The sequence below is a fragment of the Streptomyces roseolilacinus genome, assembly GCF_014649335.1.
GTDB lineage: Bacteria > Actinomycetota > Actinomycetes > Streptomycetales > Streptomycetaceae > Streptomyces > Streptomyces roseolilacinus.
In genome coordinates this window covers 147,668-169,535 of record NZ_BMSV01000008.1, presented here as the reverse complement: position 1 = coordinate 169,535, position 21,868 = coordinate 147,668, and the positions used below count along the sequence as shown (strand labels likewise).

At 73.7% G+C, this 21,868-nt stretch carries 15 protein-coding genes; 4 read left to right on the top strand and 11 right to left on the bottom strand.

Annotation, left to right across the window (positions count from 1 at the left end):
* Window positions 1-44: 44 nt before the first annotated feature.
* The 5 genes from IE106_RS20560 to IE106_RS20540 all read right to left on the bottom strand — a co-directional run bounded on the left by IE106_RS20560 (window position 45) and on the right by IE106_RS20540 (window position 6,918).
* Window positions 45-2,780: an exo-rhamnogalacturonan lyase family protein gene (locus IE106_RS20560; protein WP_189536191.1), complete on the bottom strand. Its 2,736-nt coding sequence runs from the start codon at window positions 2,778-2,780 to the stop codon at window positions 45-47.
* A gap of 359 nt (window positions 2,781-3,139) precedes the next feature.
* Window positions 3,140-3,733 (bottom strand): hypothetical protein, encoded by a 594-nt coding sequence (locus IE106_RS20555; RefSeq protein ID WP_189536189.1) that lies wholly within the window; start codon window positions 3,731-3,733, stop codon window positions 3,140-3,142.
* Window positions 3,734-3,740: 7 nt separating this feature from the next.
* The gene (locus tag IE106_RS20550; RefSeq protein WP_189536187.1) at window positions 3,741-4,598 is read right to left on the bottom strand and encodes a carbohydrate ABC transporter permease; all 858 of its coding nucleotides are present in this window, start codon (window positions 4,596-4,598) and stop codon (window positions 3,741-3,743) included.
* Window positions 4,595-5,605, bottom strand: a complete 1,011-nt coding sequence (locus IE106_RS20545) for a carbohydrate ABC transporter permease (protein WP_229840636.1) — start codon at window positions 5,603-5,605, stop codon at window positions 4,595-4,597. Before IE106_RS20545 ends, IE106_RS20550 begins: the two co-directional genes overlap by 4 nt.
* Before the next feature lie 14 nt (window positions 5,606-5,619).
* A complete protein-coding gene (locus tag IE106_RS20540) occupies window positions 5,620-6,918 on the bottom strand; it encodes an ABC transporter substrate-binding protein (protein WP_189536184.1) in 1,299 nt (432 codons plus the stop codon).
* Window positions 6,919-7,250: 332 nt separating this feature from the next.
* On the opposite strand from IE106_RS20540, the gene IE106_RS20535 reads away from it, so the two are divergent.
* Window positions 7,251-7,700, top strand: coding sequence for a GNAT family N-acetyltransferase (locus tag IE106_RS20535; RefSeq protein WP_189536182.1), 450 nt, complete (start codon window positions 7,251-7,253; stop codon window positions 7,698-7,700).
* Between the two features lie 64 nt (window positions 7,701-7,764).
* Here IE106_RS20535 and IE106_RS20530 read toward each other — a convergent pair whose 3' ends face one another.
* The 5 genes from IE106_RS20530 to IE106_RS20510 all read right to left on the bottom strand — a co-directional run bounded on the left by IE106_RS20530 (window position 7,765) and on the right by IE106_RS20510 (window position 13,711).
* Window positions 7,765-8,784: a LacI family DNA-binding transcriptional regulator gene (locus IE106_RS20530; RefSeq protein ID WP_189536545.1), complete on the bottom strand. Its 1,020-nt coding sequence runs from the start codon at window positions 8,782-8,784 to the stop codon at window positions 7,765-7,767.
* A gap of 229 nt (window positions 8,785-9,013) precedes the next feature.
* Window positions 9,014-10,540: an arabinosylfuranosidase ArfA gene (gene arfA / locus IE106_RS20525; protein WP_189536181.1), complete on the bottom strand. Its 1,527-nt coding sequence runs from the start codon at window positions 10,538-10,540 to the stop codon at window positions 9,014-9,016.
* 32 nt (window positions 10,541-10,572) lie between these two features.
* Complete coding sequence (locus IE106_RS20520) at window positions 10,573-11,430, bottom strand: carbohydrate ABC transporter permease (protein ID WP_189536179.1); 858 nt, start codon at window positions 11,428-11,430, stop codon at window positions 10,573-10,575.
* Window positions 11,427-12,392, bottom strand: a complete 966-nt coding sequence (locus tag IE106_RS20515) for a carbohydrate ABC transporter permease (RefSeq protein ID WP_189536177.1) — start codon at window positions 12,390-12,392, stop codon at window positions 11,427-11,429. Before IE106_RS20515 ends, IE106_RS20520 begins: the two co-directional genes overlap by 4 nt.
* A complete protein-coding gene (locus IE106_RS20510; protein WP_189536175.1) occupies window positions 12,389-13,711 on the bottom strand; it encodes an extracellular solute-binding protein in 1,323 nt (440 codons plus the stop codon). The genes IE106_RS20515 and IE106_RS20510 overlap by 4 nt, the downstream gene beginning before the upstream one ends.
* Window positions 13,712-13,905: 194 nt before the next feature.
* Here IE106_RS20510 and IE106_RS20505 point away from each other — a divergent pair, with 194 nt between their 5' ends.
* Entirely contained in the window at window positions 13,906-14,616 is a 711-nt protein-coding gene (locus IE106_RS20505) for a Clp protease N-terminal domain-containing protein (protein ID WP_189536173.1), read from the top strand.
* Between the two features lie 171 nt (window positions 14,617-14,787).
* Complete coding sequence (locus tag IE106_RS20500; RefSeq protein WP_229840633.1) at window positions 14,788-16,020, top strand: CDP-glycerol glycerophosphotransferase family protein; 1,233 nt, start codon at window positions 14,788-14,790, stop codon at window positions 16,018-16,020.
* A gap of 197 nt (window positions 16,021-16,217) precedes the next feature.
* On the opposite strand, the gene IE106_RS20495 is transcribed toward IE106_RS20500, so the two are convergent.
* Entirely contained in the window at window positions 16,218-18,356 is a 2,139-nt protein-coding gene (locus IE106_RS20495; protein WP_189536171.1) for a tetratricopeptide repeat protein, read from the bottom strand.
* Window positions 18,357-18,563: 207 nt separating this feature from the next.
* Between IE106_RS20495 and IE106_RS20490 the strand changes: the two genes are divergently transcribed.
* On the top strand, window positions 18,564-21,788 hold the full coding sequence (locus tag IE106_RS20490; protein ID WP_189536169.1) for an AfsR/SARP family transcriptional regulator: 3,225 nt from the start codon (window positions 18,564-18,566) through the stop codon (window positions 21,786-21,788).
* Window positions 21,789-21,868: the final 80 nt, after the last annotated feature.

Genomic DNA, 21,868 nt, shown 5'->3' with positions numbered 1-21,868 from the left:
GGCGGGCCGGCCCCGCTCCCGGCGCGGGGCCGGCCCGCCGGGTGTCACCCCGGCATCTTGTCGCCCACCAGGGCCAGGTTCTGGATGGCGGCCAGGCCGAACAGGGCCGTGGTGTTGGTGGAGATCCACGGGTGTTCGTAGCCGGGCTCCAGGACCTGCGGGCCCTTCAGCGGGGTCTTCTCCCACTTCATGGCCTTCGTGTACCCGTCGCTGTCGTGGAACTTCCGCCACGCCCGCGCGGCCAGCGCGTCGTCGCCCGTCCGGGCGGCGGCGTACGCGTCCTGGCGGGAGTGGCCCTGGAGCAGGATGAGCGAGCCGAAGTTCTTGCCGTACCGGGCCGCCTGTTCGGCCTTCGTCGCGTTGAAGTAGCGGCAGTAGTCGAGCCACGCCTCCTCGAACGCGGGCATGTCGATCAGGTCGATCAGCTCGGCGCACATCTCGACCAGGCCGAACATCGCCGACAGGTGCGAGACGCCGACCACCGGCTCGGTCGCCACCGCGAACCGCCCGGTGTCCAGGTCGTACAGGCCCGTGCCCTGCACGAAGCCGTTCGGCTGGGCGGCGATCGTCTCCATGGTGGACCGCAGCCGCGCCTCCGCCTTCGCCGCCTTGGGGCCGCGCCGCTCCCACTCGGTCAGCCACGCGGCCGCCAGTCCGCTCCAGTCCGTGCCGAAGCCGATCGACAGCGCGTGCCGGTCGGGCTCGTACGGCTCGGTGCGGATCTTCCGGATCGGGTCGAGGACGAGGAAGGTCTCGTCGGAGTCGACCAGGTCGTGCATGAGGTCCCCGACCCGCTCGTCGGCGGTGAGGAAGTAGTACGGCCGCCGGTACACGGCGGTGGAGATCCGCTGCTGCTTCGCGCTGTCGGCGAAGTGCTGCACGCCGTGCCGCGTGCCGAGCCCCGCCCACTGCCCGAGGTGGTAGACGTCGACCTCCCCGGTGTGCCGGGTCATCGCCTCCGCGAACCGGAAGACGTCCGCCCGCCCCGAGCGCAGGTACGCGTACCAGAGCCACAGGTCAGGCGACAGCTCCGAGTTGTCCCAGGCGTACCCGCCGACGTCGTACCGCCACTGGTGCCGGTCCTCGTCGTACGTGTGCATGATGTCGCCGTAGTCCCAGAAGCCGTACCAGCGGCGCTGCTCGACCTGGTCCTTGTAGTACGCGAACAGGAAGTCCAGCTGGTCCTCGATCGCCCTCTTCGCTGGGGTGGACCGGTCGACGGGGGCGAACAGCCCGCCGAACACCTTGGCGCGGGCCAGGTCCTCGGGGCCGACGGCCAGTTGCGGCGGTGTCCGCACGGCCCGCGCCTGGGCGACGAGGACGTCGGCGGTGGGGGTGGCCGCGTTGGCCCAGAACATCAGCTCGCTGGTACGAGCGATGCCGTAGGGGGTGCCGAAGCCGGGCTCGTGGTCCTCGTACGTGATGTTGAGGCCCTCCAGCTGCTCGGGGTACGTGTCCTGGCCCAGGCCGTCGTGGTAGAAGCGCAGGTCCATGGGCTGCGCCTCGGGCGACCAGAGCCACAGGGTGACCTCGGCGGCGTCCCCGGCGGCGCCGCGGACGTCGAGCTGGGCGGGGTGCTTCTCCCAGAAGTCGCGCAGCCCGAAGGAGAACCCGCCGCTGACCCCGCCGACGTACGCGAAGCCGTTGGCCCGGCGGCCGCCGCCGGCGGGGATCCAGCCGTGTCCGGGCTTGGTCCGCTTGCGGAGCGCGAAGCCGTCCGCGGACAGCTGGGAGAGCGTGTAGTCGCCCCAGGTGGGGACGTACTGCAGGCGGGTGGTGACCCGCTGGTCCCAGGTCGACGGGTCGGGCAGCTTCTCGCCCTTGACCTGCGCGGCCCGCACCGCGGCGCCGGGGTCGCGGCGCAGGCCGGTGACGCCCTGGACGGCCTCGGTGAGGAACCCCTCGCCCTCCCCGGCGATACGGATGTGCCGGTCGTACGCCGCGTCCCGCAGGGGCACGGTGAAGCGGACGCCGAGGCCGCGGACGAAGTCCTTGTCCTGGTCGCCGTCGTAGGTGATGGTGTGCACCATCCGGAACGACTCGGCGCCCGCGTAGAAGTACAGCCGCACGCTGAACGGCAGCCACCTCCGGCTCCCCTTGCGGTGCCTGCCGTCGATCCGCACGACGGCCCGCACGGGGCCGCGCTGCTCGACGACGGCCCGCTCGATCTCGCCGTCGAACCGCTCCCACCGGGCGTTGCCCTGGTCGCCGTCGTCGAGGTCGCCCTGCCGCAGCAGGACGAGCCGGCCGTCGGTGGCGATCTTCGTGCCGTCGCGGGTGACGGACTCGACGAGCTTCCCGCCGTCCTTGGAGACGACCGCCTTGATGGTGCCCGTGTCGACGGTGACCCGCCGGCCGGTCTCCGTGACGGTGACGCGCTGGGCGGGGGCGGCGCCCCCGCTGCCGGGCGTGAGCGTGAACTTCTCGGCACCCGCCGCGGCGGGGCCCACGGCGTGGGCGGTCCACTTGAGGGAGCCGTCGGGCCAGTAGGCGGTCGCCCAGCTCTGCACGGGCACGGTCTGGCCGTCCTCGGTGGCCAGGGCGAAGTCCCGGCCGGCCGGGACGGCGCCCTTGGGCCAGGGCACGCCGAACGTGGAGCCGGGCGCGGCGCCGAGCCCGCCGTCCTCCAGCCAGCCGACGCGCACCGGCGCGTCCCCGGCCGCCGCCTCGGCCCCCGGCGCCGCCTGTGCGGTCCCCTGGCCCAGTGCCCGGCTGAACTGCGCGGCGGCCCCTACGGCGGCCGCCGCCTTGAGGAGGGATCTGCGCGGTATGGGAGACATGAACGTTCCTTCCTGACGGTGAGTGCGGATGAAACCGAGCAACGCCCCCGTGCCGTGGGGGCGGGGCACGGGAGCCGGGGCGGTGGGTCCGCGCCGCGGGGTACGCCCCTCCCCGGGGTCCCGGGGAGGGGCGGGCGCGGCGGGGCGCTCCCCGTCCGGTAGGTCCGTCCGGGAGGCCCGGCGCCGTCCCGTGGTGGTGCGGTGGCCGGGACGCCCGGCTCCGGCGCGGCGGCCGGGTCCGGCGGTCAAGCCCGACGGTCGGGTACGGAGGTCGGGTGCGACGGCCGGGCCCGGCCCCGGCATGACGGTCGGGCCGGCGGTCACGCGTGGCGGTCGGGCCCGGCGGTCGCGTGCGGCGCTCAGGCCAGGCGGCGTTCCACCGCGAGCGCCGCCCCCACCAGCACCCCCACCGCGGGCACCGCCAGCGGCGGCGACAGCCACGCCGACGCGGCGATCACCGCCAGCCCGCACACCAGCGCCAGCGACCCCGCCGGGTCGCGCACGGTGCGCCGTACCGCCGCGCCCATCAGCGCGCGCCACGACGCGCCGGGCCGCCACACCGCGGCGGCCCGTACGCCGGCGACGACCAGGCCCAGCAGGGCCAGCACCCCGACCGCCCCGGCGAACGCGCCGCCGGGCAGTCCCCCGGCGCGCACGACGGCCAGGTCGGCCCGGACGAGTGCGGCCGCCGCCCAGCCGGCGGCTCCGACCAGCCAGCCGTGCCGGGCGGCGGCGGTCCGCAGGTCGGCGACGAACTCCCGGACCCCGCCCGCCTCGTCGGCGAGGACCCGCCGCAGGTGCGCCGCGCCCGCGGCGAGCGCGGCCGGCAGCGTGACCAGCGGCAGCGCCGCCACCGCGATCCACACCCCGGTCAGCAGGCACTCCGCGAAGACCGCGAAACCCGCGGGGAAGCCGGACGGCCGCGCCGCCCGCCCCGTGTTCGTCGTCGACACGTCCGCGTCACCCCTTCAGGCCCGAGGTGGCCATGCCGTCGATCAGGTACCGCTGGAACGCGAGGAAGAACACCAGCACCGGCAGCAGCGCGACCAGCGACATGGCGATCATCCCGCCGTAGTTGGCGACGCCGTCCTGGTCGACGAACATCTTCAGGCCGAGCGACACGGTGTACTTCTCGGGCTCGTTGAGGTAGATCAGCGGGCCCATGAAGTCGTTCCACGCGTTGATGAACGTGAAGATCGCGCTGGTGATCAGCGCCGGCCGGCACAGCGGCAGCACGATCGACCAGTAGGTCCGCAGGTGCCCGCACCCGTCGAGGCGGGCGGCCTCGTCCAGCTCCTTCGGCAGGTTCCGCATGAACTGCACCATCAGGAAGACGAAGAAGGCGTCCGTCGCGAGGTACTTGCCGAGCAGCAGCGGCGTGTAGGTGTTGACCAGTTCCAGCTTCTGGAACAGCACGTACTGCGGGATGAGCAGGACGTGGTACGGCAGCAGCAGCGTGCCGATCATCAGGGTGAACAGCACCCCGCGCCCGGCGAACCCGATGCGGGTGAAGGCGTAGGCCGCCAGGGAGCTGGAGGCCAGCACGCCGACGACGGAACCGACCGCCAGGAAGAGGGAGTTGCCGAAGAAGGTGCTCAGGGGGATGTCGGCGATGCCCTGGGCGAGGTGCCGGTAGTTGTCGGTGATGGGGTCGGTGGGGAACAGCTGGAGGCTGCCGACGATCTCGTCGTTGGGTTTGAGCGAGGCGCCGATCACCCACAGCACCGGGTAGAGCACCACCGCGAGGACGGCGAGGGCCCCGGCGTGCCAGGCGATCGAGCCGGCGCCGCGGCGGCGGATGGTGGCGAGCGCGCTCATCGGGCGGCCTCCTCGTAGTGCACCCAGCGCTTCTGGGACCAGAACAGCACCGCCGTCACCAGGCCGACGGCGAGCAGCAGCATCCAGGCCATGGCGGAGGCGAAGCCCATGCGGCTGTTCTCGAAGCCCTGCACGTACAGGTAGCAGGTGTAGACGAGCGTCGCGTCGGCCGGTCCGCAGGTGCCGCCGGCCTGGCCGCCCAGGATGTAGGCGGATCCGAAGATCTGGAAGGAGTGGATGGTCTCCAGCAGGACGTTGAAGAACAGCACCGGGGAGATCATCGGCAGGGTGATGTTCCAGAAGCGGCGCCACGGCCCGGCGCCGTCGACCTCGGCGGCCTCGTACAGCTCGCGCGGCACCTGCTTCAGGCCGGCGAGGAAGATGACCATCGGGGCGCCGAACTGCCACATCGTCAGGGCGATGAGGCTGTACACGATCCAGTCGGGGTCGCCGATCCAGCCGCCGACGTCCATGCCGAGCAGGCTGCGCTGGGCGCGGTCGACGATGGCGTCGTCGGAGAAGATCGCGCGCCAGACGACGGCGATGGAGACGCTGGCGCCGATCAGGGACGGGGCGTAGAACGCGGCCCGGTAGAAGCCCTGGCCGCGGCGCTTCTGGTTGAGCAGCAGGGCCACGGCGAGGGCGGCGGCCAGCTTCAGCGGGGTGCCGACGACGACGTACCAGAGGGTGACGTCGACGGAGTGGCGCCACCGGGGGTCGGCGAACATGTCGGTGAAGTTCTTCAGGCCGATCCAGCGGGGCGCGTCGAAGAGGTTGTAGTCGGTGAAGGCGAAGTAGAGCGAGGCGATCATCGGGCCCGCGGTGAGCAGCGCGAAGCCGGCGATCCACGGGGACATGAAGAGGTAGCCGGCCAGGTTCTCCCGGCGGGCCCTCCGCCGGGCGCCGGGGCCGGAGCGCTCCTCGGCCGCGCCGCCCCGCCCCGGGCCGGGGCCCGCCGCGTCCCCGGTGGGGAGGGCCGCGGCGGTGGGCGTCTGTACAGGTGTCACGGTGTTCCTCCCCCTCAGGAGCCGAGGGCGGTCTTCGACTCGGAGAAGAACTGCCGGACCGCTTCGGCCACGGAGCTCTTGCCGAGGGCCATCTCCTCGGCGATCCGCAGGAACGCGGCCTCCGCGATGTCGGCGCCGGCCGGGTGCGGGGTGATCTGCTCCAGGACACCGGAGTCGACGAGCTGCTGCTCGTAGGCGGCGATCTTCTTGTTGACCGGGTCGGTGGGCTTGAACGCCTCGTACTGGGCGGTGGTGGCGGGCACGCCGCGGTCGTAGCCCATGATCGTGGCGACCTCGGGGTCGTGGACCATGAAGTCGATGAACCGGGCGACCTCCTCGGGGTGCTTGGTGCGCTTGGAGGCGCTGAGCATGAGGGAGCCGAGGTACTGGCCGGTCCGCTTGCCGTCGGTGGTGGGGACGGGCGCGAGGCCGTACTCGCTCTTGCCTTCGGAGGTGTAGCGGATGGTGAAGTTGTCCCAGGTGAACTCGCACGCGGACAGTCCGGCGGACAGGGCCGCCTTGGGCTTCACCTGGGAGACCTTCTTCGGGTCGGAGTAGGTGCCGGCCCGGACGCCCTGGAGCGCCTTCGTCCACCAGTCGGTGAGGTCGGCCTCCGTGAAGCCGAGCCCCTTGGGCGTGAAGAACGCCTTGCCGTGCTGGCGGAGGTGGAGGTCGTACAGGTACATCACGCCGTACATGCCGCTGTCGCCGGCACGGCCCTGGGTGTCGCGGATCTTGGCGAGGGCGGCGTGGAACTCCTCCCAGGTCCAGCCCGGCCGGGGGGTGATCCCGGCCTTGCCGAAGACCTTCTCGTCGATGACGAGGGCCATGGAGTTGGAGCCGACGGGGACGCCGAGGAGCCTGCCGTCGACCTCGCCGAACGTGTCGAGGCCGGCGCGGAAGCCGTCCATGCGGAGGTTGCCCGCCTCGACCTGCCCGCCGAGGTCGAGCAGGACGTTCTTGGCGTCGTACTTGCGGAGGAAGCCGACGGCGTTCTGGAAGACGTCCGGCGGATTGCCGCCGGAGGCCTGGGTGTTGAACTTCTTCCAGAAGTCGAGGTACGGCTGGAAGTCGGTCTTGACCTTGATCTTCGGGTGCTTCTTCTCGAACAGCTCGATCGTCTGGTTGATGCGCTTGGCGCGGTCGTCCGACCCCCACCACGCGTACCGGATCGTGACGGTCCCGCCGTCCGAGCCGCTTCCACCGCCGCAGCCCGCCGCCGTCAGGCCGAGGGCGGCCGTGGAGCCGCCCACCAGCTTCAGCAGGCCGCGCCGGTCGACAGACCCCTGGGTCCCGGTCCCGTTGGTACGCACAGTCGTCCTCCAGCGCGCATTGAATCGTTTTAGGAAAGCGCTTGCCGGGACAACGTAAGGACCCGGAGCCGGGGAGTCAACGGTTACGACGAGATCCGTTCACCCGGGCGGCGCGGCGACCCCGGGCCGGGCGCGCCGCCCCGGAGGGCGCACGTCCGACGGGCCGAACCGCGGGGCTCCGCACCAAGGCCCCGAACCCTCCGCGGCGCCCCCTCCCCCGCCACCGAGAAGACCCGCGGGCGCGGGCCGGGGCGACACCGAGGGTCGCGACCGCGACGGCCCCACCTCAGAAAGTAATGGTCGAAAACCGTCCGCGACCCTATACTCCGAGGATGTTTCCCCTCACGATCAGGCGGGCCGCCGCCTCGGACGCGGAGCGCCTCACCTCGCTGGTCCGGGGGTCCGGCGCCTACCGGGGGGCCTACGCCGCGATGGTCTGCGGATACCGGGTCACCGCGGACTACGTGGCCCGGCACCGGGTCTTCGTGGCCGTCGACACCGCCGGCCGGCTGCTGGGCTTCTACTCCCTCGTCCTGGAACCGCCCGAGCTGGACCTGGCGTTCGTGGCGGACGAGGCGCAGGGGTCGGGCGTCGGCCGACTCCTGGTGGAGCACATGCTCGGTCAGGCCGGGGAGGCCGGCCTGACCGAGGTGCGCGTGGTGTCCCACCCGCCGGCCGAGCGGTTCTACCGGCGCCTGGGCGCCGAGCGGGTGGGCACGGTGGCCCCGTCCCCGCCGAAGGTGGCCTGGGAGCGCCCCGAGTTGCGGTTCACCCTCGCCTGACGGGCGGCCGGCCGCCCGCGGAACCCACGGGCCGGATCAGGCCGGACCCCACGGGCCGGGCCGGTCACGGACGGCCGCGGGGCGCGAGGCTGGAGGCCCGGACCACCAGCTCCGGCCGGAGGACGATGTGCCGGTGCGCGTGGGCCTCGGCCGCGCCGTTCGTCTCCTCGATGAGGAGTTCCGCCGCCAGGCGGCCCATCCGCTGGGCCGGCTGGCGCACCGAGGTGAGCGGCACCGCGGCGGCCGCTGCGAACTCGATGTCGTCGTAGCCGACCAGCGCGATGTCCCCGGGCACCGAGACCCCCGCCGCGAACAGGGTCTGGAGGACGCCCAGGGCCAGCAGGTCGTTGGCGCAGAAGACGGCCGAGGGGCGGGGCGACATGCCGAGCAGCCGCGCGCCGGCGTCGCGCCCGGAGGCCACGTCCAGCCGCTCGGTGTCGACCCGTACGAGCGCGTCCGGCGGCAGCCCCGCCTCGGCGACCGCCGCCAGGGCGCCCGTGCGCCGGTCCTGGATCTGCGGCAGGTGCGCGGGCCCGCCGACGTACACGATGCTCCGGTGGCCCGCGTCGAGGAGGTGCCGCGCCGCGAGCGCGCCGCCCTCGACGTCGTCGACGGAGACGGAGCACGCGTCGGTGCCGGCGGCGGTGCGGTCGACGAACACGTACGGGATGCCGTGCCGGGCGAAGGCCCGCAGCGTGTGCCCCTCCGGGTCGGCCGGGGTGACCAGCACCCCGCGCACCCGCTGCTCGGCGAACAGCCCCAGGTACTCCGCCTCCTCCTGCGGGTCCTGCGCGCTGTTGCAGAGCATGACCCCGAGGCCGGCCTCCCGCGCGGCGCGCTCCGCGCCGGTCGCCAGGTCCACGAAGAACGGGTTCGCCATGTCGAGGACGAGCAGCGCGATGATCCGGCTGCGCCCGGCCCGCAGCTGCCGCGCCGACTCGCTGCGGACGTAGCCCAGGTCCTCGATGGCGGCCTGGACGCGTTCGCGGGTGGCCTCGGCGACGGTGCCGGGCCGGTTGATCACGTTGGAGACGGTGCCGACGGACACCCCGGCCCGTTGCGCCACGTCCTTGATTCCCACCATGCGCGCCACGCCCGCGCACCCCTTTCGCTCCTGTCCCCCCGGCCCGTCCCGGACGGACGCCCCATCGTACGCGTGAATCGATTCACCGGGGTTTCGCGCGCCGCTTCCCCACGCCGAAGCGCCGTGGCGGCGTCCTCGGGGGGACGCCGCCACGGCGCTTCCGGCGGGCGGGGGGGTCAGGCCGGGGCGGCGGTCCGCGCGCCGGGCCCCGGGCGCCGCCCGGTCCTCGTCACCTCGCCCCGAGCCGGATGACGTTCCACGACATCGGCTCCAGCACCGCCCGCAGCACCCCGTCCTCCACCCGGGTCCCGTCCACCGCGTGCGGCGTCACCCGCTCCGGCTCGTCGCGCGTGTTGCGCGCCTCGGGGTCCGGGTCGGCCAGCGCCGTGTGCTCCAGGACCTCCGCCGCCCCCAGCCCGTGCAGGGTCACGTCGAGCGGCAGCGGCGCGGTCCGGTCGCGGTTGACGGCGAACACCGTGACCGTGCCGTCGTCGGCGCGGACGGCGGTGGCGTGCAGCAGCGGGACCGTGCCGTACTTCCTCGTCTCGTACGTCGGCGACTCCACCCGCACGTCGAGGACCCTCCCCCGCCCGTACCGGGACGCCTGGGCGAACGGGTGGAACGTGGTCTGCCGCCACGCCGGGCCGCCCGGCTCCGTCATGATCGGCGCGATGACGTTGACGAGCTGTGCGAGGCAGGCCACGGCCACCCGGTCCGCGTGGCGCAGCAGGGCGATCAGCAGGGAGCCGAAGACCACGGCGTCCGTCACCGAGTAGACGTCCTCCAGCAGCCGCGGCGCCTCGGGCCAGTCCAGCGGCTCGGCCTCGGCCTGCTGCTGGTAGCGGCTCAGGTACCAGACGTTCCACTCGTCGAAGGAGAGCCGGAGCTTCTTCGGGGACTTGAGGCGCGCCCCGACATGGTCGCAGGTGGCGACCACCTCCTCGATGAACGACTCCATGTCGACGGCCGAGGCGAGGAAGGAGTCCCGGTCGCCGTCCCGCTCCTCGTAGTAGGCGTGCAGGGAGACGTAGTCGACGAGGTCGTACGTCTCGGCCAGCACCGTCGCCTCCCACGTGCCGAACGTCGGCATGGCGCGGGAGGAGCTGCCGCACGCGACGAGCTGCACGTCGCGGTCCATCTGGCGCATGGCGCGGGCGGTCTCGGCGGCGAGCCGCCCGTACTCCTCGGCGGTCTTGTGGCCGGTCTGCCAGGGGCCGTCCATCTCGTTGCCGAGGCACCACAGGCGGATGCCGTACGGGTCCTTGTCGCCGTGCGCGGCGCGGCGGTCCGACAGTTCGGTGCCGCCGGGGTGGTTGGCGTACTCCTGGAGCTGGAGCGCCTCGGTGACGCCGCGCGTGCCGAGGTTGACGGCCATCATCGGCTCGGCCTGGGGGCCGATACGCCGCAGGAACTCCATGTACTCGGCGAGGCCGAAACGATTCGTCTCGGTGGTCCGCCAGGCCAGGTCGAGGCGGCGGGGGCGGCTGTCGACGGGGCCGACGCCGTCCTCCCAGCGGTGGTTGGAGACGAAGTTGCCGCCGGGGTAGCGGATGACGGTGACGCCCAGTTCACGGACGAGGGCGAGGACGTCGGTGCGCAGGCCGGCGTCGTCGGCGGCGGGGTGGCCGGGCTCGTGGATGCCGGTGTAGACGCAGCGGCCGAGGTGCTCGACGAACGAGCCGAAGAGGCGCGGGTCGACGTCGCCGACCGTGAAGGCCGGGTCGAGGGTGAAGCGGGCGGGGGCGGTGCCGGTCATGGGGACGGGGTTCCCTTCGGGGGGTCGGTGGGTCACTGGCCGGCGAGGCCGGTGTGGGCGACGCCGCGGACGATCTGCCGCTGGAAGAGGGTGAAGACCACGAGCAGCGGGAGGCCGGCGACGACGAGGGACGCCATCATCTGCGCGTACCGCACTCCGTACGACGACTGGACGCTGACGAGGCCGACCGGGAGGGTCATGCCGCCCGGGTCGGTGGTCACGAGGAACGGCCAGAGGAAGTTGTTCCAGGTGGAGATGAAGGTGAAGATCGCGACGGCGGCGAGGACGGGCCGGGACAGCGGCATGACGATCGTCCAGAAGACCCGCCACCGGCCCGCGCCGTCGACGAACGCGGCCTCCTCCAGCTCGCGCGGCACGCCGTCGAAGAACTTCACCAGGATGAAGACCATCGCGGGCACGGCGACCTGCGGGAGGATCACGCCCCAGTACGTGTCGACCAGGCCGAGGGCGGCCATCTCGGCGAACAGCGGGGCGATCAGCACCTGCGGCGGCACCATGATCCCGGCGAGGACCAGCCCGTACAGCACCCGGCGGCCGCGGAACGCGGTGCGGGAGAAGCCGTACGCGGCGGTGGCGCACAGCAGCACGGTCAGCGCGGTCGTCACCACCGAGACGTACGCGGAGTTGAGCATCCAGCGGGTGAGGTCGCCCGAGTCCCACACCTGCCGGTAGGCGTCGAGGGTGACGGTGGAGCCGATCCACTCCAGGGGCGTCCGGGTCGTCTCGCCCTCCGGTTTGAGGGAGGTGGCGACCGCCCAGGCCAGCGGGAGCACCCACGCGACGGCGAGGACGAGCGCGGCGAGGAGCGCCAGCAGCCGGCCGGCGGTCCAGCGGGCGCGGCGGGCGGGGGTGTCGGCGGCCGCGCTCATCGGGCGGTCTCCTCTCGGGTACGGCGGGACAGGCGCAGCTGCACCAGGGAGACGATCAGGATCAGCGCGAAGAAGAGGTACGAGACGGCGGAGGCGTAGCCGGTGCGGTAGCCGGTGAACCCGGCCTGGTAGACGTACTGCAGGATCGGCCGGGTCGCGTCGTCGGGGCCGCCGCCGGTCATGATGTACACCTGGTCGAAGACCTTCAGCGAGGCGAGGACCTGCAGGACGACGACCACGCCGGTGGTCGTGCGGAGCATGGGCAGGGTGATGGAGCGCAGCCGCTGCCAGGGGCCGGCGCCGTCCAGTTCGGCGGCCTCGTACAGGTGCTGCGGGATGGCCTGGAGCGCGGCCAGGTAGAGCAGGAAGTTGAAGCCGACGGTCCACCAGACGGTGGTGAGGACGAGGGAGAGCATCGCGTACCGCTCGTCGGTGAGCCAGCCGATGCCGGGGTGGAGGCCGAGGGCGGCGAGGAGCTGGTCGGCGAAGCCGAAGTCGGACGGGTAGATCACCCACAGGAAGAGCAGGCCGACGACGCCGGACGGCAGCAGGAACGGCGCGAACCAGCTGAGCCGCCACAGCCACTGGACGACCCGCAGGTGGTGGGCGAGCAGGGCGAGGACGAGGCCCGTCACGACCAGCGGGACCGTGGACAGGACGGTGAACCAGACGGTGTTCCACAGCGACGACCAGACGGCCGGGTCCCGGATCGCCTCGGCGTAGTTGTCGAGGCCGACGAAGCCGCCGCCGACGCCGGAGATGTTCTCGCTGGTCAGGCTCATGCCGAGGCCGGAGACCAGCGGCCAGAGCAGGAAGGCGCCGTAGACGAGGAAGAAGGGGGCGACGAAGACCAGGCCGTGTTCGGTCCAGTGCCGGCGCGGGGCCGTCGGGACCTGGTGCGGGGCCGGGGGCGTCGCGGGCGGGGCGGGGCGCGTCGGCGCGGGGGTGGGGGCGGCGCTCACCGGGTGCCTCCCAGGGGGTTCGGCGTGTCGAGGAGGGCCCGGAGCCGGGCCTTCGCCTCGGCGAGGGCGTTCCGTGGGGTGCGGGACCCGGTGAGCACGCCGGAGAAGACGGCGCCGAGCTCGATCCACATGACGGAGGCCGATCCGGCGAACCAGGCGGGCTCGTCGAGCGCCACGTCGTCGACGACGGAGCGGTACGCCGACTGCGGGGAGAGAGCGAGGTAGTCGGGCCGCCGCAGGGTGGGCAGGTAGGCGGGCACGTGTCCGCCCTTCGCCCATTCGACGGTGTGCCGCAGCATCCAGGCGACGAACGCGTGGGCCGCCTCGTCGGGCGGTCCGCCGCGCCGGTCCTGGTGCGGCAGGACGAAGGCGTGGCAGTCGGCCTGGGCGGTGGGCCGGCCGAAGAGGCCGGGGACGCGCGTGACGGAGAAGGGCACCCCGGTGGCGAGGAAGGAGCTGATCTCCCATTCGCCGTTGAGGTAGAAGCCGGTGGCGCCGTTGCTGAACACGCCGACGGCACCCGGGTAGTCGACGCGGCGGACCGCGAGGCCCTGCTCGACGAGGGCGCGCATGTACTCCAGGACCGTCAGCGCCTTGGCGTCGTCGAGGGCGAGGGTGGTCCCGTCGGGGCCGAGGACGGCGCCGCCGAGCTGGGAGTACAGGGTGGAGAACAGCCGCCAGGGGCCGATGCAGTCGGAGCCCAGCGTCTCGGTGACGAGCGCGGGCCGTCCGGTGACGTCGCGGACGGCGCGCAGGGCGGCGGTGAACCGGTCGGCGCCGTCGAGCGGTTCGAGGGTGCCGTCGGGGGCGAGCAGGCCCGCCTTGGCGCAGACCTCGGTGTTGTAGAAGAGCACCATGGGGTGGGTGTCGAGCGGTACGGCGTACTGCCGCCCGCCGACGGCGCCGCGCCGCCAGATGCCGGGCGGGAAGTCGGCCTCCCGCACGCCGTGTTCGGCGAGGAGGTCCAGGTCGAACGGGTCGAGGAGCCGGCCGGGCGCGAACCCGGCGAGGCGGGCCAGGTGGAGGACGGCGACCTCGGGGGCACGGCCGCCGGCGCCGGCCATGGCGAGCTTGGTGTAGTACGGCGGGCCCCACTGGAGGGTGGCGGCCTCCAGGGCGACGTCGGGGTGCTCGGCGCGGAAGGCGTCGAGCATGGCGAGCATGGTGATGCCGTCGCCGCCGCCGAACAGGTGCCAGTAGCGGAGCCTGGTCCGCCCGGCGTCGGCGGTCCGCGGCGCCGCGCAGCCGGCGGCGCCGGCGGCCGCGGCCCCTCCCATCGCGGTGAGTGCCTGTCTGCGGCTCAGGGCAGGTCGTCCCATTCCAACCCTCTGTTCGGTATATCGAATGATGATCGCGACTTCGAACGGGTGGGACCGTAGGTTCCCCGGTCCCGGCCGTCAATGGCTCGCGCAAGGATCCGGGGAAATCGCCTCCCCGGTTCGACGGGGCGAACAGGGCGATCCGATGTCAACCCGAGGTTGACAGTGCCCGGCCGTCAACCTACGGTTGACACATGACGAAACCCGAAGACGTCACCGCGTCCGTCCGCCTGGACGACCTCATCCACGCCATCAAGAAGACCCACCCCGACACCCTCGACCAGCTCTCCAGCGCCGTCATCGCCGCCGACCACCTGGGCGACGTGGCCGACCACCTGATCGGGCACTTCGTGGACCAGGCCCGCCGGTCGGGGGCGTCGTGGACGGACATCGGCCGCAGCATGGGCGTCACCCGGCAGGCGGCGCAGAAGCGGTTCGTGCCGAAGGACCCGGGCGAACCGACGGAACCGGACCCCAGCCAGGGGTTCGGCCGGTTCGACGACGCCGCCCGGAAGGTCGTCGTCGCCGGGCACACCGCCGCGCAGAACGCCCACAGCGCCGAACTCGGCCTGCCCCACCTGGTGCTGGGGCTGGTGGCGGAACCGGAGACGGCCGTGGTGAGGGCGATCACCGCGCAGGGCGTGACCCTCGACGACGTGCGGCGCGCCGCGACCGCCGCGCTGCCCCCGGCCGCCGACGAACCGCCCTCCCTCGTCCCGTACGACCAGGCCGCCAAGAAGGTCCTGGAGCTGACGTTCCGTGAGGCCCTGCGCCTCGGGCACCAGTACGTCGGCCCCGCGCACCTGCTGCTCGCCCAGCTCGAGTACGAGAACGGCGACGGCCTGCTGAGCGGCCTCGGCATCAGCAAGGAGGCGTCCGAGGCACACCTCACGGCGGCCTCCTGAGCGGTCCCGCGTGCGCGGGAGCGGCCGCTCCCGCACGCGCGGGGCGCACCACACGGCGCATCGAGAGCACACGCGTTCGAGCAAGGTTTCTGCAAGGGCTCGGCAAGGACGCCGTCCACCCGCCCGGGCATCCGCCTCCCCGTCAGCCGATTGCGATGCGGGGGGAATGCAGTGAAGGCGATCAGCAGGTTCACGCGGTCCGCGGCGGCCGCGCCCGGCGCCCGTCAGTGGCTCACGCTGACCGGGCGCAAGACCGTGCTGGTGGTGGCGCACACCATCACGTACGGGAAACGACTGCTCGACGTGGTGCCGCTCCTGGAGTCGGACTTCCGCGTCCAGTGCGTGTTCACCGTGCCGCCGCACGAGCTGGGCGACGGCACGGCGCGGTTCCTGCACGAGACGGGGGGCGCGGTGGTGCCCTGGGAGGAGGCGGTGCGGACGGACTTCGACCTGGCGCTGGCGGCCGGGCCGCGCCACATGGCGTCGGTGCGCGCCCGGGTCGTGCTGCTGCCCCACGGCGCGAACTTCGTGAAGCGGTTGCGCGGCGCCCCCGGCTCGGAAGTGCTGGGCCTGCGCCGCCGGGACGTCCTGCTGGACGGCAGGACCCCCGCCGCGGTGGTCCTGGCGCACCGGGACGACCTGGCCGCGCTGGGCCGCAGCTGCCCGGAGGCGGTGCCGGTGGCGTCGGTGGTGGGCGATCCGGCGCGGGACCGGATCGTGACGAGCCTGCCGCGTCGGGACGCCTACCGGGCCTCGCTCGGCCTGGGGCGGGGCGAACGGCTCGTCGCGGTCACCTCCACGTGGGGGCCCGGATCGGCGTTCGCCCGGTTCGACCTGCTGCTGCCGCGCCTGATGGACGAGGTGCGGAGCACGGGCGACCGGCTGGTCGTGCTCCTGCACCCCAACGTGTGGTCGGGACACGGGTCCCGACAGGTGCGGGCCTGGCTGCACTGCTGGGCGGAGCGGGGCCTGGGGGTCGTCCCGCCGGACATGGACTGGAGGCCGGTGCTGTGCGCCGCCGACCTGATCGTCGGCGACCACGGGTCCGTCACCCTGTACGGGGCGCTCACGGGTGCACCGATCCTGATGGCGGCGTCGCCGGAACAGGAGATCAACCCGGGCTCGCCCGCGGCCGACCTGGCCCTCCTGGCGCCGTCCCTGTCACCGGTGCACCCGCTGGACGAGCAGTTCACCTACGCCGAGGCGGAGTACAGCGCACCGGCGTACCAGGCCCTCGCCGCGCGCATCACCTCCGAGCCGGGCCGCTTCGACCGCAACATGAGGGCCCTGTTGTACCGGCTCCTGGGTCTGGGCCGACCGGCCCACGCCCCGCTCACCCGCCCCCTGCCACCACCGCCGGCCGTACGCGTGTGGCCTCACGCGGAGCGGGAGGCCACGGCGTGAGCGGCACACGGCGGGAGCCCGACCTCGGGTGGCTGCCCGGTGACTGGCTCGTCGCGGACGCCGACGCGCCGGGGCAGGAGCGGCTGCGGGAGCTGGCGGACGTCCTCTACCGGTGCCGGCCGGGCGGCCTCGCGGAGGCGCGTGCCCTGCTGGACCGGTATCCGGGATGCGTCCTGGTGGTCCTCGCGGCGGCCGGTTCAGGCCCCCGATGCGGCGAGCCGGCCGGCGACCCTGGCCGCGTCCCCGGGGTTCGTCCGGGCGAAGAGGGCACGGGCCCGCTCATAGGAGTCGCGCGCGACGTCCGGGTCACCGCCCTCCTGCGCGCTGAGGCCGATCATCTCCAGGGTGCGGGCCTGCCAGTGCACGGCGCCGGATTCCTCGAACGCCCCCAGCGCCTCGCGGAGCCGCTCCATACCAGCCGCGTACTGCCCGGCGCGGGCCCGTGCCCGCCCGAGGAAGGCGAGGGCACGGGTCGCGTCGTGCGGGTCCCGCACGTCGAGGAGGATCACCCGGGCCTCCTCGAACTCCGCGACGGCGCGCGGGGCGTCGTCCGCCGCAAGGGCGACCTCGCCGAGCACGATCCGGGCGAGGCCCACCCCGCGCCGGTAACCGGTTTCCTCCCACAGGGCGACGGCCCGGTCCAGGTGGGTGACGGCTTCGGCGTGCCGCCCGGCCTCGAAGTGGGCGGCGCCGACACCGAGCAGTGCCTGCCCCTCGTCGCGGCGGTCGCCCGCGCGCCGGGCCGCCGCGCGGGACTGCTCGTACCAGGAGATCGCGTCGTCCGGCCGCCCGGCCGCGCTCAGGCCGATGGCCCCGGAGTTGAGCATCTGCCGCTCTGCCCCGGCGTGTCCGGCGTGCCGCGCGGCGGCCAGGCCGGCCTCGTGGGCGGTGATCCACAAGTCGTACACGCGCAGCCGGAGGAAGAGCGGCCACATCGCGTCGACCAGCTGCCACACGAGGGTGTCCCAGCCCCGCTCCTCGGCGGCGGCCAGCACGGCGCGCAGGTCGTCCTGGTGGTCGGCCAGCCAGCGCAGCGCGCCGGCCTCGTCGGTGAAGGGCGGCTCCAGGGCGGGCAGGCCGGACGCATAGGTGCGGTCGAGGGTGAGCTGGGCGGGGGTGATGAGCTTCTGCGCCTCCGTCGTGGTGGCCAGGTACCAGTCGCAGACCCTGCGTAGGGCGGCGGTGCGGGCGTCGGCCGACTCGTCGGCGGCGCCGCGCTCGCGCGCGTGGAGTCCGATGAGGTCGTGGAAGCGGTAGCGGTCGGGGCCGGTGTCTTCGACGAGGTTGGCCTCCACGAGGGCGTCGAGGAGCTCGCCGGCCCGGTCGAGCGGCAGGGCCGCGGCGGCGGCCGCGCTCCTGGTGCCGAAGCCGGACAGGGGCAGTTGGCCGAGCAGCCGGTAGAGCCGGGCGGCCGGCGCGTCGAGCGCGGCGTAGGAGGCGTCGAGGGCGCTGCGCACGGCGGGTTCTCCTTCCACGGCCAGGACGGCGAGCCTGTTCTGGTCCCGGGCAAGTGCGTCGGCCAGGTCGCCGACGGGCTGGCGGGGGCGTGCCGCGAGGCGGGCGGAGGCGATGCAGACGGCGAGGGGAAGGCCGGCGCACAGCTTCACGACACGCCGGGCGGCGCCCGGTTCGCCGTCGGCCCGGGCCCGCCCGATGCCCCGCACGAGGAGTTCCTCGGCGGCTTCGGGCGGCAGGAGGCCGAGCGGGTGGAAGAGTGCGCCGTCGATCCGCAGGCCGGTGAGCCGGCGGCGGCCGGTGACGGCGACCAGGCTCTGCCCCGAGCCGGGCAGCAGCGGTCTGGCCTGGGCGGCGGTGTAGACGTTATCGAGCATGACGGCGAGCCGCAGCCCCGCCGTGAGGGAGCGCCACAGCGCGGTCTTCTCGACGGTGTCGGCGGGTACGGGCCCCGGATGGATGGCCCGCAGGAACCGGCCGAGGACCTCGCCCGGCGGCACGGCCTCGTCGGCGGCGTGGCCCCGCAGGTCCGCGTAGAGGTGCCCGTCCGGATACGCCGCGGCGCCGCGGTGGAGCCAGCGGGTGACGAGCGCCGTCTTGCCGACCCCGGCGGGTCCGGTGACGACGACCAGCCGCGGCGTCCGCTCCCCGTCGCCGCCGGGGCGCTCCGGCTCCCCCGGGTGCCGGTCGATCAGCACGTCGAGGGCGGCGATGTCGCTCTCCCGGTCGGTGAAGTGGGGCGACACCGGTAGCAGCTGCCGGGGCACCGGCACCGGGGGGACGCCCTGGACGTGGGTGTGGATACCGCCGTGGACGGTGTGCGTCTGCACGGTGACGCCGTGGACGGTGGCGGAACCACCGATCGTGTTGGTGTGATCCACGTACCTCGCGAGGCCCGTGTCGTCCCCGCGGTTCCCCTGACCGGTCACTGCGCGCCCCCCGTGGTCCGTCCCGTCTTCCCCTACCCGCCGGAGCACGGCCGTAAGGGGCGGGAATCCGCCGGTAATTCGCCCTCGACGCACTGTTCCGGGTCCGAACGAGCTGCCATCCTGTGCAGTCCACCACGGGAGCCGGCGGGAGGAACGCTGGTGGACATCCACATCCTCGGCCCGGTCGGTCTCGGTTTCCGCGGCGGCCGGCTGGGGCTCGGTTCGGACAAGGAGCGCCTGCTGCTGACGGCCCTCGCCCTGGACGTGGGCCGCCCGGTGGCGCTCGACGCCCTCGTCGAGCGACTGTGGGACACGGGTCCTGCCCCGGCGAGGGCCAGGGAGAACGTCCACACGTACGTCTCGCGGATCCGCCGCGCCATCCGCTCCGCCGCCGGCCCGGACGGTCCCGCGGCGGCCCTGACGTACCGGACTCACACGTACACGTTGCGGGTGCCGCCGGAGGCGGTGGACTGGCACCGGTACCTGCGGCTCGCGGACCGGGCGCGCACGGCGTCCGCAGAGGGCGACGACGTACGGGCCGCGGAGCTGATGCGCCGGGCCGAGCAGCTCTGGGTGGGCGAGGCCTTGGCGGGTCTCCCGGGCCTGTGGGCGGAACGCGTCCGAGCGGGCCTCTCCGAACGCAGGCGGGGCATCGCCACCGCGCGGATCGCGATCGAGCTGCGCCTGGGGCGGTTCGCGGAGGCCGCGGCGGAGCTGTCCCCGCTCGTCGACGAGCACCCGGGGGACGAGACGCTCGTCGGTCAGCTGATGGTGGCGCTGTACGGGAGCGGCCGCCACGCCGACGCGCTCCTCGCCCACCAGGCTCTGCGCAGGAGGCTGCGCGAGGACTTCGGCACCGAGCCGGGTGAGGAACTGGCACGGATCCACCGGCACGTCCTCGCGAGGGGGCCCGTCGGGGAGCTGACGGGCAGCACCGCGCGTGCCTCCTCGCCCGCCCCCGCGCCGGGGGCGGCGCCCCATCCGCTGCGCAACCAGCTCCCCTACCAGGCGGCCCTGATAGGCCGGCACGACGAGATGCGGCGCATCCTCGCGGCCATCGACACCGCCGGGACGCACGGGTCGACGGTCAGCCTGGAGTCGATCTCCGGCATGGCGGGCGTGGGGAAGACGGCGCTGGCGGTCCGGGCCGCCCACGAGTTCGGGGACCGCTTCCCCGACGGCCAGCTCTACGTCAACCTGCGCGCGCACGCCCAGGGCCTGGAGCCGCTGTCGGCGGGGGCGGCACTCGCCACGCTGCTGCGCCTCCTCGACGTACCGCCGCAGTCCATCCCCGCGGACGTGGAGGAGCGTGCGACGCTGTGGCGGCGGGTCCTGGGGCAGCGGCGGGTGCTGATCGTGCTGGACGACGCGGCCGGACCCCGTCAGGTACGGCCGCTGCTGCCGGGCGAGGGCTCGGAGTGCTTCACCATCGTCACCAGCCGCCGCAGCCTCGTGGGCCTGCCGCAGGCCCGCACGCTCGCCCTGGACGTACTGCCGCCGCGGGACGCGATCACCCTGTTCCGGGAGGTGGTGGGGCCGGACCGGTGCGGGGACGAGGCGGAGGTCGCCCGCATCGTGGAACTCTGCGGCCATCTGCCGCTGGCGATCGAGATCGCGGCCAACCGCCTGAACACCCACCCTTCCTGGGACCTGGCCGTCCTGCGGGAGCGGCTGGCGCGGACGCCGAGCCGGCTGGGCGAGATCCGGGACGGCTACTCGGAGATCGGCCGGGCCTTCGAGATGTCGTACCAGGCCCTCAGCGCGGCGGAGCAGGCCACGTTCCGGATGCTCGGCCTGCACGTGGGGCCCGAGTTCGGCCCGCACGCTGCAGCCGCGCTGTGCGGCCGGCCGGTGGAGGAGGTCGAGCGGGTGCTGGAGAGCCTCCTGCAGTGCCATCTGCTCCAGGAGCCGGCCCCGCACAGGTTCCGCTTCCACGACCTGCTGGGCGAGTACGCGCGGCTGCTGTGCGCGGCGACGGAGACCGCCGCGGAGCGGGACGCCGGGGTGGAGCGGCTCCTCGGCTTCTACCTGCGCACGGCCGACCGGTGCGACCGGGTGCTGTACCCGCGGGAGTACCGCCCCGGCGCGAAGGCCGCGCTGGACGGAACGGGCACGCCCGAGGGGCCAGCCGGCGCTCCGGAGGAGCCATGGGTACGGATCGACCGGGAGGAGGAGGCCCTGGCGTGGTTCCGGGCCGAACGGTCGAACCTGGTGAACGCCGAGCGACACGCCCGGTTGCGCGGCTCCGCCGGCCGCGCGGCCCTCCTCAGCCGCGTCCTGGCCGGTTTCCTCTACGGCGAGTGCCACTGGACGGACGCGATCCGCATGCACGGCGCGGCGGCCGGGCACTGGCGCCGTACGGGTGACGGTGGCGCGCTGTGCCGATCCCTGCTGCACCTGACGGCGGCGCACACCGCGACCGGCGACTACGCGGCGGCCGAGGCGCGGGCCACCGAGGCCCTGGCCCTGTCCGAGGAGACCGGCGACCCGGACGCCCAGGGCGAGGCGCTTCGCGAGCTGGGCGTCCTGCAATGGCACACAGGCCGCAACCAGCGGGCCCTCGGCCTGCACCGCAGGGCGCTGGAGTTGTGCGCGGCCTCCGGCGACGGGTGGCGGCAGGCGCGCTGCCACAACCACATCGCGATCTCCCTGATGTACCTCGGGCGGTACGACGAGGCGCTGAGCCACTACCGCCATGCGATCGCAGGGTTCCGGGAGGGCAACGACGAGCGGCTGCTGGCGAAGACGCTCAACAACCTCGGAAACCTCTACATGCACATGGGAAATCCGGTCCTCGCCCGCGGCACGCTGGAGAGCGGCCTGCGCATCGCGGAACGGACCGGCAGCCGCCTGGACCTCGCCACGCTGCAGATCAACCTCGCCGAGGTCCTCGCGAACTCCGGAAACCCGCGCAAGGCCGTCACGATGTACCGGCGGGCGCTCCGGGTCTTCCAGGAGCTGGGCGACCGCAAGAACGAGGCGATCACGTCGGCCGGGCTCGGCATGGCCCACCAGGCGATGGAGGAGACGGAACGGGCGGTTGCCCACTTCCAGCAGTCCCTGGCCCTGGCACGGGGCATCGGTGCGGGCTTGGAGGAGGTGCAGGCGCAACGGCTCCTGGGCGGTGCCGAGTTGGCCCGGGGCAACGCCCGGGAGGCCGAGTCCCACCTCACGTCGGCGGTCGTCTCGGCCCGGCGGATCCACTCGCCGGAGGAGGAGGCCCGTGCCGAGGAGCGCCTCGCCGAGGTGTATGCGTCTACCGGCCGCCGCGCGGAAGCCCTCGAACTGTGGCGGCACGCGTGCGCGCTGCTGGACCCCCTGGACGCGGGGGCGGCGGGGCGGATCAGGAAGAGGATGGCCGAATGCGGGCCCACGGCCGGATGATCGACCGGCGGACTCTAACCCCGCGCTCTCATGAATATGACAGAGGAAAGGCAAGATCACCTGGATTGGTGACAGGTCGA